10 protein-coding genes and 1 riboswitch are annotated in these 12477 nt (G+C 64.6%); of the genes, 7 read left to right on the top strand and 3 right to left on the bottom strand.

All coding sequences use genetic code 11. From position 1 onward, the window contains the following. Positions 1 to 673: 673 nt before the first annotated feature. On the bottom strand, positions 674 to 1174 hold the full coding sequence (locus tag ACX80P_RS16725) for a DUF2269 domain-containing protein (protein ID WP_104118480.1): 501 nt from the start codon (positions 1172 to 1174) through the stop codon (positions 674 to 676). Positions 1175 to 1508: 334 nt separating this feature from the next. Here ACX80P_RS16725 and ACX80P_RS16720 point away from each other — a divergent pair, with 334 nt between their 5' ends. Then, complete coding sequence (locus ACX80P_RS16720) at positions 1509 to 2105, top strand: TetR/AcrR family transcriptional regulator (RefSeq protein ID WP_104118464.1); 597 nt, start codon at positions 1509 to 1511, stop codon at positions 2103 to 2105. A 149-nt stretch (positions 2106 to 2254) separates the two neighbouring features. Here ACX80P_RS16720 and ACX80P_RS16715 read toward each other — a convergent pair whose 3' ends face one another. Further along, complete coding sequence (locus tag ACX80P_RS16715; protein WP_104118463.1) at positions 2255 to 3166, bottom strand: C40 family peptidase; 912 nt, start codon at positions 3164 to 3166, stop codon at positions 2255 to 2257. Positions 3167 to 3172: 6 nt separating this feature from the next. Beyond that, positions 3173 to 3340: riboswitch (cyclic di-AMP (ydaO/yuaA leader) on the bottom strand. A 335-nt stretch (positions 3341 to 3675) separates the two neighbouring features. On the opposite strand from ACX80P_RS16715, the gene ACX80P_RS16710 reads away from it, so the two are divergent. The 4 genes from ACX80P_RS16710 to ACX80P_RS16695 all read left to right on the top strand — a co-directional run bounded on the left by ACX80P_RS16710 (position 3676) and on the right by ACX80P_RS16695 (position 7571). Next, complete coding sequence (locus tag ACX80P_RS16710) at positions 3676 to 3996, top strand: metal-sensitive transcriptional regulator (RefSeq protein ID WP_459279229.1); 321 nt, start codon at positions 3676 to 3678, stop codon at positions 3994 to 3996. An 89-nt stretch (positions 3997 to 4085) separates the two neighbouring features. Next, positions 4086 to 4301, top strand: coding sequence for a heavy-metal-associated domain-containing protein (locus ACX80P_RS16705; RefSeq protein ID WP_459279228.1), 216 nt, complete (start codon positions 4086 to 4088; stop codon positions 4299 to 4301). Positions 4302 to 4566: 265 nt separating this feature from the next. Continuing rightward, positions 4567 to 7092: a heavy metal translocating P-type ATPase gene (locus ACX80P_RS16700; protein ID WP_459279227.1), complete on the top strand. Its 2526-nt coding sequence runs from the start codon at positions 4567 to 4569 to the stop codon at positions 7090 to 7092. Next, complete coding sequence (locus tag ACX80P_RS16695) at positions 7089 to 7571, top strand: hypothetical protein (protein WP_459279226.1); 483 nt, start codon at positions 7089 to 7091, stop codon at positions 7569 to 7571. Before ACX80P_RS16700 ends, ACX80P_RS16695 begins: the two co-directional genes overlap by 4 nt. 321 nt (positions 7572 to 7892) lie before the next feature. On the opposite strand, the gene ACX80P_RS16690 is transcribed toward ACX80P_RS16695, so the two are convergent. After that, positions 7893 to 8300, bottom strand: coding sequence for a four-helix bundle copper-binding protein (locus ACX80P_RS16690; RefSeq protein WP_459279225.1), 408 nt, complete (start codon positions 8298 to 8300; stop codon positions 7893 to 7895). A 443-nt stretch (positions 8301 to 8743) separates the two neighbouring features. Here ACX80P_RS16690 and ACX80P_RS16685 point away from each other — a divergent pair, with 443 nt between their 5' ends. Together ACX80P_RS16685 and ACX80P_RS16680 are read left to right on the top strand one after the other, a co-directional pair. Next, a complete protein-coding gene (locus ACX80P_RS16685) occupies positions 8744 to 8956 on the top strand; it encodes a heavy-metal-associated domain-containing protein (RefSeq protein ID WP_459279224.1) in 213 nt (70 codons plus the stop codon). A 59-nt stretch (positions 8957 to 9015) separates the two neighbouring features. Continuing rightward, positions 9016 to 11286, top strand: coding sequence for a copper-translocating P-type ATPase (locus tag ACX80P_RS16680; RefSeq protein WP_459279223.1), 2271 nt, complete (start codon positions 9016 to 9018; stop codon positions 11284 to 11286). Positions 11287 to 12477 lie beyond the last annotated feature (1191 nt).

Below are 12477 nucleotides of genomic sequence, written 5' to 3'. Positions count from 1 at the left end.
CGTCGTCCATCGAGGCAGCTGCAATGCGGGCCAGGGCGGCGACGTCGTCGAGCAGCGCGACGAGACCACCGCTCACAACTCGCCCCTCCACGTGTCGAGGTCGGACGACGGGTCATGGATACGTCGGTCATTGGGCATGATCAACATCCTCGGAGTGTACGGTGGCGGTCGTTCGGCGACGGGGAACGGCGTGCGTTCGAGAACGGCTCTGGTGCGTGGTCGAAACGGATGCCCATTAGATGCAGGTACTCCTTAATGCTGTGGGCAGGGACGTGGAAATGCCGATGGGAGGCTCTGAGTTCCCGCCGGGTCCCCACTTAGTCGATGGTGCAGGGGGCAGACAGCTCTGGCCCGCGGACCGAATAACCGCTCGTTGAGCACCCGTGTTTCGAATGGATCGCTACCTCCGACGTGTGGTGGAGTGTCCTGGCATGCGCTGCCTCCCCTCGTGACCCGGAATATTACCCGGGCCGTGTTCCAAAGGTGGGATAACCCCTTGGAACAACCTTGTGACCACCCACGGGTTCAGAGAGCACCCCCAGGTACCTCGATTCACAGGATTCGGGCGAGGAAACCATTCTGGTCCTTCAGCGTGGCCCGGAGGGTAACCTCAGCACACCGGAGGAAGCGTGGGCCGCACTGGCCTCAGGCGAAGCGCATTCACCCGGGACGATTACCTGCGGGCAGGGATGCCGAAGCCGGTGAGTCCGCGTGGTTTGTAAATGGACAGCCCAAGAGCGACACCCAGAACGATGAGGGCCGCGCCGGCGTGGAGGACGGGGGATGCGTTCGGCAGCAACTCCCCCGGTCCGACGGACACGGCGGGGTTGCGGGCGGCGTCGGCCAGAAGGGTGAGTGTCTCCATATAGAGGAGCAGGACCACGGTAGCGAGGACCGTAGTCAGTAGTTTCACGATCACCCAGTAGTGGCGGATGAGCCCCCAGGGGGTGCCGAGCGACTGGATGATCCCTGTGACGAGCGAGGCGATACTCAGGGGCACGAGGGCCAGCCGCCCGATGGTCTCCATCGAGGCGTAGGCGGCGCGCGTCATCCATTCGTCCTGGGTCGTGGCGGCGGCCATGGCAAGGATGAGGAACGCCGCGACGGCACCAAGCCACCCGACGGACGTGCCCACATGAAGGATGAGGGCCGCCTTGCGCAGGCGCGGGGGCATCACCATCAAGACGAAGGGGCTTGGCTAACACCGGTTGCTGAGTCACCAAGGGCCCCGTGCATCCCGGGGCCGTGCTGGATGCCCAGCGCCTGGGAGATGACCAATGCTGCGGCGATAACCAGGACGATGACGAGAAAAACCTTCACCCAGCGGGGCATTGGCGGGCGAGGCGGACGCCGGTCAGCTTGGGTTCGAGTGTCGACCCGATCGATAGGGGGCCGATCCGATGATTCCGCCATGCATGGTCCTCTCAGCGCAGCAATTAATTGCTCAATACAAACTGTACAGGTGCTGGACAGGTTGTATTAGGTGGAGCGCTTTGTAGGGTGAACACATGGGGAAGTTGTGGAAGGACACCGTGCAGGAACACCGGAGCTCTGTCCGGGAGGCGGTGCTGGATGCGGTGGCACGACTTGTGGGTCAGGGTGGGGTGCCGGCTGTGTCGATGACGAAGGTTGCTGACGTGGCCGGAATCTCCCGGGCGACCCTCTATAAGTACTTCCCGGATGTGGAAGCGTTGCTCGCGGCGTGGCACGAGCGGCAGGTGAATCAGCATCTGGTTCATCTTGATCAGGTGCGCGTTCACGCGGAACGAAGTGGGGACCCGCTTCAGACGCTGACGTCGGTACTTGAGGCGTACGCGGTGATGTTGCAGCAAGCATCCAGGTCGGAGGCGCCCGCGTTCTTGCACCAAGGTCCACATGCTGCCCAGGCGCAGGAGCATCTGCGCGACTTTCTTGAGGCCTTGATTGGAAGCGCCGTAAAAACTGGCGCGCAGGAGGCCGGAGGAGGTATCCGCTCGGACATTGCCCCGCGGGAGCTTGCCCTGTTCAGCCTGCACGCTGTGAATGCGGCCGCAGCCCTGCCCTCTGCCGATGCAGCCCGCAGTCTGGTCGGCGTGATCGTGGACGGCTTGGTACTACGTCCATAGGTACGTCCATAGGTCCGCTTCCGGTGAGCGCTCATAAGGAGCGGACAGCGGCGTGGGGTGTTTTGGGCAGAGAAAAAGCGGCAGGCGCCCCCGTCCAGGGCACCTGCCGCTTCCTCAGTCTATGGAGACGGCGTTCAGGTCAGCGGGTGTTAGCCGTTGACGCGCACGAAGGACGAACCGGCGAGGTCCGACAGGGGGTGCTTGATGGTGAGGTTCGCACCGTTCATGCCGCTGCTGATGACTTCGCCGTTGCCGACGTAGATGCCGATGTGGCCGGGGCGGATGACCAGGTCACCGGGGGCGGGCGTGGAGACGACCGTGCCGTACTGGTAGAACTGTGTCGGGCCGAGGTCCCCGACGTTCAGGCCGATCGAGCGCAGGGCCCGCTCGACGAGGATGGTGCAGTCCTGGATGGAGCCGAGCTGGCCGTAGGCCGAGGCGACCAGGGCCGCACCGACACCGCTTGCCGAGACATCGCCGGCGGGAGCCGACGGCTGGATCGGGGTGATGGCAGCCGAGGCCAGGGAGTAAGTGGGCTGAGCCGCTACAGGAGCAATGGCAGCTGCAGGGGCCGGGGCGGTGTAGGAGGCCTGGGTTGCCGGTGCTGCGGCGGGCACAGCAGCAGGGCTGACGGCGGCCGGGGCCCACGTCGAAGCAGCGGAAGCACCGGAAAGGGTGATCTGCTGGCCCGGGTAGATGACCGAGGCGTAGGACAGGCCGTTCTGCGCCAGGAGCGCGTCGACGCTGATGCCATGCAGGGCGGCGATGCCACCCATGGTGTCACCCGCAACGACGGTGTGGACGCCGGCTGCTGCAGCGGGAGCCGCGGTAACAGGTGCTGCGGTGACGGGAGCCTGAACGGTAGTGCTGGCTGCTTCCTGCGTGTAGGTTCCGGCCTGGGCGGGAGCTCCTACAGCGAAGACGATACCGCCGGTCGCAGCTGCGATGATGGCCGGCTTGCCCAGCGCTACAGCGCCGGTCTTCGCGGAATAGGACAGCCCTTCAAGGGCGATCGAGTGATTGACGGTGGCGCGGTGGCGCGCTGAAGTGATTCGTGACATGCGTCGGTTGCCTCTCCCATGCCTGCGGGGTGAGCTGTCGGGTTCGGATGGGAGTGCACCCGGCCGCTTCATCCCAAGGGACGGAAATAAAGCGACTTAACCCCAAGGACCACGCGTGGTGGCCCGTACATCTTGGGTCCCCCGTTCCTGCCATACGGATATGAACGGACGTATCCCCGGCAGCGGCAGGACTCGGCATTCTGCCCGGGAGTGTTCCAGCTGGTGCTGTGAACACTCGATGAGAATACCCCCCGCTGGTATGAAATGTCACGTTGGGGTAACGAACGCGAGGGACACGCCGGGTGCGACACGCCGCGCTCCGTGGAAGCCTGCCCGGAGGCGGGCTTCGCTGGGGCCCGCCATGTCAAGGGCGCACCCGCACTCCCGTAGCCTGAGGCACCTTTCCAGAGCGAAACAGGAGATGATTAAGGCGTGAAGAAGATCTCACTTCACCCCTCTTGTTTATATACCCCCAAGGGGTATATATTTTTGTTGTCGAAAGGAACGACGTGACCACCGAAACCGAGGCTTCTGTTCAGCGGGGATACACCGCTGATAAGGACGCCTACCTCCGCAGGCTCAAGCGTATCGAGGGCCAGGTGCGCGGTATCGCCCGCATGGTCGATGAAGACAAATACTGCATCGACATCCTCACCCAGGTCGCGGCCATCAATAAGGCCCTGCACGCGGTGAGCATCGGCTTGCTCGAAGAGCACATTGCGCACTGCGTTGTCGGAGCAGCTCATGAATCCACCCAGTCCGGGGATTCCGCCGCCGTCGACGCGAAGGTCAAGGAAGCGACCGACGCGATCAGCCGACTGCTTCGTTGACGGTCCGCCGGCAGCCCCGCCGGCTCCGGGCAACCCTGCCGGGTGCCAGATCCCATTCCTCCCCGCTCTGCCGAGAAAGAGAACATCCCATGCAAACGACCATTAACATCACCGGTATGACCTGCGGCCACTGCGTCTCGTCGGTCATGGAGGAACTTTCCGGCGTGCCCGGGGTCGAGGGGGTCGATGTGCAGCTCAACGCCGGTGGGGTCTCCACAGCGACGATCACGGCCGACGTGGATCCCGATCCGGCAGTGCTGAGCAAAGCAGTAGAGACCGCCGGTTACACGGTCGTCGACAGCTGACCCTCACACCACCACAGCCTGCATCCCGAACGGGATCCCCACCGCACCCGTGCAGGGCACAGTTCACTTCCGCAGAGGAGTCGGCACGAGGATCTTCGGGGCGCCACTACTGTACTGAACCCCTGGCGCCGCCAGGCAAGCGGTAGAACAGGGCCAGCGAAGCAGTACTTCCCGACGTCGTCCAGCGGTGCCATCGAGCACCGCGCCTCACCAGAGGCACCTCACCCACAGCACGTCATCGAAGCCACGGCAAGGAACTAGACGCATGAGCACCGACACAGGCGTGGGCACCACCGCCGGACAGATCATCGATCTCGACATCGAGGGCATGACCTGCGCGTCCTGCGTAAGCCGGGTGGAACGTAAGCTCGGGAAAATCGAGGGCGTTCAGGCCTCGGTGAATCTCCCACTCGAGTCCGCGACCGTCACGGTACCCGAGGGCGTGAGCGTCTCCCAGATCATCGACACCGTCAACGCCATCGGTTACAAGGCGACCCTGCGCAGCGCCGGCCAACCGACTCAACAGCCCGCTACCGAAGCCACGGCAACACGCGTGGCCACCCCTGCAGGTCCTTCGTCTACTGGTGCCGGCGATGACACTGCCGGTGTAGCCGAGCCCGGCCACCGGGTCGGTCCGGGACCGGAGGGGAACGCGCCGTCGGGGCTAGGCGGGTTCGCCGAATCACGGGAAACCGTTGACGCCGCCACGTCCCGGGACGACGCGAAAGCCTCAGTCACGGAGAGAAAAATCAGGTCCCTGAAACGGCGCCTCATCATCGCAGCCGGTTTCACCATCCCGGTGACGATCATCTCGATGCTGCCGACAGCCCAGTTCCCGCACTGGGGGTGGGCTGCCCTTCTCCTCTCCCTGCCCGTGGTCACCTGGGCGGCCTGGCCGTTCCACCGGGCGGCCGCAATCAACGCCCGCCACCTCTCATCCACCATGGACACCCTGGTGTCCATCGGTGTCGCTGCGGCATTCCTGTACTCCACCTGGCAGCTCATCGCTGATCCAATGCTGACCGCCCACACCGGCATGGACATGAGCGCCCACAGCCTCTACTTCGAAGTGGCGGCCGTCGTCACAACCTTCCTGCTGCTGGGCCGGTTCCTCGAGGCCAACGCAAAACAGCGCGCAGGAAACGCGCTCAAAGCACTGCTGAACCTTGGAGCGAAGGAAGCAACCGTCCTGCGCGACGGGGTAGAAGTGAAAGTTCCGGCAGCATCCCTGACTCCCGGAGACGTCTTCGTCGTGCGCCCTGGCGAGAAGGTAGCCACCGACGGCTTCGTCATCGAGGGCCGCAGCGCGGTCGACACCTCCCTCATCACCGGTGAATCCGTTCCCACCGAGGTCGGCCCGGATGACACGGTGATCGGCGCGACGATGAACACCAGCGGACGCCTGCTGGTCAAAGCCACCAGGGTCGGCAGTGAGACAACCCTGGCGCAGATGGGACGCCTCGTCAGCGCCGCGCAGAGCGGCAAAGCACCGATCGCCAGGCTCGCTGACCGCATCAGCGCGGTCTTCGTGCCCATCGTTTTGCTCATCGCCGTCCTGACCTTCGTGATGTGGATGGTCCTCACCGGGGATACGGGCTCAGCGTTCACCGCGGCCGTCGCAGTCCTCGTGATCGCCTGCCCGTGCGCCCTTGGCCTGGCGACACCGGTCGGCCTGCTCACCGGAACCGGCCGGGGCGCGCAGCTGGGCATCCTCATCAAGGGGCCCCAGGTCTTGGAGGACACACGCACCGTAAATACGATCGTGCTCGACAAGACCGGGACCGTCACCACCGGCAGGCTTTCCGTCACCGCCGTCAGCCCTCTGGGTTCCCTGAGCGAGGACGACGTACTGGCCGTCGCCGGGGCTGTCGAAGCAGCCAGTGAGCACCCCATCGCTGAAGCCATAGCCGCCGCAGCAGCCCGTCAGGGCCGGCTCGCTGCCGTCGAGGACTTCACCAGCGCGGCAGGCGGAGGCGTGCGCGGCACCGTCAACGGCCGCACTGTAGTGGCTGGCACCGCGACCTGGCTGACCGAGAACAACATCACGATCACCGCTGACCACCGCGCTTCCCTGACTTCCCTGCAGGAAGCAGGAGCCACAGTGATCTGGGTCGCCCTCGACGGGACACCCGAAGGACTGATCAGCCTCTTCGACACCGTCAAGACCAGCTCAGCATCAGCCATCACCCGGTTCAAGGAACTCGGGCTCACTCCCATGCTGCTCACCGGCGACAACCGCGCAGTGGCTGAAAAAGTTGCCGCCGAGGTGGGCATCGCGCCCGAACACGTCATGGCCGAGGTGCTGCCTCACCAAAAAGTCGACGCAGTGAAGAAACTGCAGGACGCCGGAGCGACAGTGGCCATGGCGGGGGACGGCGTCAATGACGCAGCCGCCCTCGCCCAGGCGGACCTAGGCATCGCCATGGGTTCCGGCACGGACGTGGCGATCGAGGCAGCCGACCTGACGGTGATGGGAAGCAGCCTGGAACAGGTCGCCCAAGCCATCGAGCTCTCCCGCAGGACCCTGTCCACGATCAAGACCAATCTGTTCTGGGCGTTCTTCTACAATGCCGTCGGCATCCCCGTCGCCGCCCTGGGTCTACTCAACCCCATGCTGGCCGGCGCGGCCATGGCCGCCAGTTCCGTGCTCGTCGTCGCCAACTCCCTGCGCCTGCGCTCCTTCGGCACCACCCACAACACCACCCATAACACCACCCCCAACACCCCACAGAACACCGCATCAGAGGCTGGACCGAGGGCCACGCAGAGCACCGGAAGCCTCGAGCGATGAACGGGCCAACCCGTATTTCAGCGGTGACGCGGCCAAAAATCGGTGTGCTGCTCGTTAGCGCGCTGGGCATTTTCTGGCTCGCCGTCGCCTTCCAGCGCAGCTTCACTTTGCTGGGCGACCCGGACCTCGTGGCGAAGTCGGTGGGCGCCGCATACCTGCTAATACCGCTGATCTGCATATGGGCGCTCACCCACGAGTTCCGGTTCGGCTTCAGGGCACAGGCGATGGCGCGCATCCTCGAACGCGAGGGCGGACTGACCGTCGATGACCTGCCACGCTCCCCTGCTGGCCGGATCGACCGTAAAGCCGCCGATGAACACTTCCACCAGGCCAAGGCCGCCGCGGAACAGGCCCCGGATGACTGGCGCACCTGGTACCGGCTCTCCTGTGCCTACGACACCGCCGGAGACCGCAAACGCGCGCGGCAGGCACTGCGCACGGCAGCAACACTCCACCACGAAACAACTCAGCCTGCCTAACCGAGCCGCATACCCAGCCGTATACCCAGCCGTATACCCAGCCGTATACCCAGCCGTATACCCAGCCGCATACCCAGCCGCATACCCAGCCGCATACCCAGCCGCATACCCAGCCGCATACCCAGCCGCATACCCAGCTGCACAGTCAGCTGCATTGGCGGTGCCGCGCTTCCCCGCAGCACTTCGTTACCCACCCTGCGAACCTGCGAAACCTGCAGCTATAGAAGCCGGCGCCGTACTTCAGAACTGCCCATGATCATCCCCAGCCGGGTGGCCCACAGATCAGCCGGCTGGGCAGTGTTGATCCTGTGGAGTCGTGAGCTATCCGAGGGTTGCGGCGAGTTCCCGGCACGCTGTTTCACAGCGCCGGCACGCTTCGGCGCAAATCCGGCAGTGCTCATGCATCCCTGCGTGCTGCTCGCACTCATCCGCGCAGGCCTTGCATGCCACTTCGCACGCCAGCAGAATCGCGCGCGTGATGTTCGCGTCGTAACCGGTATGCCGTGACAGCACCCGGCCGGTCGTCGTGCAGATATCGGCGCAGTCAGCATTCGTACGAATACATTTGGTGAGTTCGGCAACCATCTCCTCGCTCAAGCACGCATCCGCGCACGCCGTACAGGTCTGCGCGCACTCGAAACAGGCCGCAATGCACTCGGCGAGCTTTTCCCGGTCAATACCACCAAGGTCCTTCGGATACGTCTCGAGCATAGAAGTGATGTGCGTCATGGAACTTCTCCTTCTTCGTCAGTCGAATTGATACAGACGGAGGTGAATGTGGTGATCATCTTCGGGCTCACCCCTGCCAGTGACGCTAGCCCCTGGTCCGCCCCGCAAGCGAGCAATATGAGTCGGACGGGAAGAACCAATAAACCTCTTGACAGATACCCCCTGGGGGTATAATTTTGGGGTTGTTGGACACGACACCAAGCCGCTCCCGCTGAAGCTGAACTCCAGAAGACTTCACCGCGGGGAGCCCAGTAGGTGCAGATGGCGTCCATCGGCGGTTCCTACATCCTCATGCCCCACTTCCGGAGGTTCTTCTCATGTGCAGCACACCCACTTCCACGTCCTCTCCCCTGACCCTTACCGAGAAAGAGCCTGCCGGTTGTGCTTGCTGCGCCCCACGGGACACTGCCACGCCTGCCCATCAGCCCAACCCGGAGGAGGCAGTGGCCGACTTCGCGCTCACCGGCCTCACCTGCGGTTCCTGCGCGTCCCGCGTCAGCGGTGCCGTCACTGCCCTTGAGGGAGTCCGCGACGTGCGGATCGACCTCGTCCCGGGCGGCACCTCGACGCTCAGCGTGATCAGTGCTGAACCCGTCAATTCATCAGCTATCGCATCGGCAGTGGAGAAAGCCGGCTACCGGCTCCTCGCCAGCTGATTCAGCGGGAGGACCCAGCACCATCAGGGCACCCAGGCGGTGCCAGGAGAGGTTTGATCATGACGAACAACGCACACCACCACAATCACCACCAGGGCTCCCCCAGTCCCACCGTCACGGAAGCTGCAGCCAACGGCAGCGATGATGCCCACACCACCCACGGTCAGGCCATGCCTCAGGCAGACGCCCACTCCGCTCTCGCCGAAACACAGCACCCCACCGGCCACACCGCCCACGCAGGGCACACTGGACATGCAGGTCCCGCCGGGCATTCGGGCGGGGCTGTGGATGAGGATCATCAGGTCCATGCGCATGGGGAGCATGCGGGGCACTCGACGGCGATGTTCAAGAACAAGTTCTGGCTCAGTCTGGTCCTCGCGATCCCTGTTGTGGCGTTCAGCCACATGTTCACCATGCTCTTCGGGTACATGCCACCGGAGTTCCCGGGCTCGACGTGGATTGCGCCGATCCTGGGCACGGTCATCTTCGTCTATGGTGGTGCCCCGTTCCTGAAGGGCGGGGTGACGGAGCTGAAGTCCCGGCAGCCGGGCATGATGCTGCTGATCGCGATGGCGATCAGCGTCGCGTTCATCGCATCCTGGGTCACCACGCTGCGGATCGGTGAGTTCGACCTGGACTTTTGGTGGGAGCTCGCCCTGCTGGTGGTCATCATGCTCCTTGGGCATTGGATGGAGATGCGGGCCCTCGGCTCGGCCGCAGGGGCCCTGGACGCCCTGGCCGCACTGCTCCCCGACGAAGCTGACAGGGTCACCGGCACTGGAACCAACGCAAGGGTCGAAACCGTCCCGGTCAGCTCCCTGGTTACCGGGGACGTGGTCCTCGTCCGTTCTGGTGCACGGGTTCCCGCGGACGGGCAGATCGTCGACGGGGTCGCGGAGTTCGATGAATCGATGATCACCGGCGAATCCCGCACCGTGTCCCGCACCATCGGTGAGACCGTCGTCGCCGGAACCGTAGCGACCGACAACGCCGTCCGAGTACAGGTCACCGCGGTCGGCGCGGACACCACCCTCGCCGGGATTCAGCGACTGGTCGCGGAAGCGCAAGCCTCCTCCTCGAGGGCGCAGGCCCTCGCGGACCGGGCCGCGGCCCTGCTGTTCTACTTCGCGCTCGGCGCCGGCATCCTGACGTTCATTGCGTGGATGCTCCTCGGCAGCCCGGATGATGCAGTGATCCGCACCGTCACGGTCCTGGTGATCGCCTGCCCACATGCCCTGGGCCTGGCGATTCCGCTGGTGATCGCGATCTCCACCGAACGCGCTGCGAGGGCCGGGGTGCTGATCAAGAACCGCATCGCCCTGGAACGCATGCGCACCATCGACGTCGTCCTGTTCGACAAGACCGGCACCCTCACTGAAGGACGACATGCCGTCACCGCGACCACTACGGTCACCGGTGTCAGCGAGGCCGAGCTCCTGGCCCTGGCGGGGGCAGCGGAGGCCGACAGTGAGCACCCGGTCGCCCGGGCCATCGTCACCGCCGCCCGAACCAACCCGGCAGCGGCGAACCTCGGCTACACGGGTACGGGGTTCGCGTCCATGACCGGGCGCGGTGTGCGGGCCGCTGTGAGCGGCCATGACGTCGCTGTGGGCGGACCGAACATGCTCAAAGAGCTCGGACTCGGCACGCCCGCGGACATCGCTGGGACGGTGCAGGAATGGGTTGGACGGGGAGCGTCCGTGCTGCATGTCATCCGCGACGGTTCCGTGATCGGTGCGGTCCGGCTCGAGGACAAGGTGCGGGAGGAATCCCGGGCCGCCGTGAAGGCTCTGCAGGACCGTGGGGTGAAGGTCGCGATGATCACCGGGGACGCACGGCAGGTCGCCGACGTCGTCGGTCAGGAGTTGGGCATCGATGAGGTGTTCGCCGATGTCCTGCCGCAGGACAAGGACTCCAAGGTCACCGAACTGCAGTCCCGGGGCCTGAAAGTTGCGATGGTTGGCGACGGCGTGAACGACGCCCCAGCCCTTGCTCGGGCCGAGGTCGGTATCGCGATCGGGGCGGGAACGGATGTGGCGATGGAGTCTGCCGGTGTCGTCCTCGCCGGGAACGACCCGCGCGCGGTGCTGGCGATGATCGACCTGTCCAGGGCCAGCTACCGGAAGATGATCCAGAACCTCGTCTGGGCCACCGGGTACAACGTGCTCGCCGTTCCTCTGGCCGCAGGGGTGCTGTCGTTCGCGGGGATCCTGCTCTCCCCGGCCGCCGGCGCGGTCCTGATGAGCGTGTCCACCATCGTCGTGGCCCTCAACGCCCAACTACTCCGCCGGATCAACCTCGACCCGGAACGGATCAGCACCACGGCCTAGCTCCCACGCCGGTCCTACCGCTGCCTGTCCACCGGCGTCCTCGCCCGCATCCAGCACTTATGAGAAGCGGCGGACACCGGTGGGAAGGCTGTGGCGACAGGGCTTACCCCGGGCACCACCAGTGCCGGTGGGTCGTTGGGCAGGGAGCGGGTGGAACAGTTGCACCAACGTGCACGGGCTGGCTTCCGGATACTGAAGGACATGCGAGCTGGGCCCCGGCAGGAATCCGCCGCTTGGCCTTATCGGGTGTCGGGCCCCTACTGTTGTTGTGGAGGTCAAACCTGATGCCGGCCCTGAGGGCGTACCCCGCCCGGGTATTATTTTGAGTTGAAGGATGGCTGAAGGATGAGGGGAGGGACGAACACACAGTGAAAGATTTGCTGCTCACCGTTCCTCAATTCCAGCGATCCTCCGCAACTGGAACCCTCGTGTCCTTGACATGGACCCTGCGGCTTCTGACTCTTTTGGTCGGGGTACTGGCGATGCACCTATGGATCAGCCCGACCATCGGTGAGCCAGCAGGCAGCACGGCTTCCACCCATACTGCTCCCGCTCACACCGTCGCTTCTGCACCCACCGCTTCGGAAGCCTCCGGGACCCTCGTGACGACCGAAACAGCCGCTCCGGATGCAGATATGCAAGCAGGCTCAGCAGTAGGTGCAGCAGTGATGGTCGGTTCCGCTGCGGATGGCCATGGCTCTGCCGACGGCTCCCTGTGTGAGCTCACCTGCCCGAACGGGCACTCCATGGTGGACGCCATGTGCATGATCGCACTGCTGATCATTGGTCTCGCAGGTTTCCTGGGGCTTCGTTCCGCGCTCCTACGAGGCACCCTGATCCGCCGCGGCCCCCCATCACTGGCTTTCTTTCCTCCTTTCAGAGCGCAAACAGTTTCCTTGGTTCAGCTCTCGATCAGTCGCACATAAACACTGGGAGGCCCCTTCGCGGCTTCCTCCTGTTCCCGCCTCACACGCCTGTGCACTTGTCGGCACTGTCATAGCCGGGCTCTCGCCTCAACACCATCCAGGTACCGCCTTTCCATCGGTACCGCCTCCCGCTCAGAACGAACCCTGCGCACGGACGGTATGAGTGGTGCCAGAGGACGCACAAAAGTAGCCGACGTCGTGGGAACACCGACCGATCATTTCTTTCCTGAACCCGTGTATTCACATACCGAAGGACTGTTCTCAT

It is taken from the genome of Arthrobacter arabinosi (genome assembly GCF_054511115.1).
This window is presented reverse-complemented; position numbering and strand designations above follow the sequence as displayed.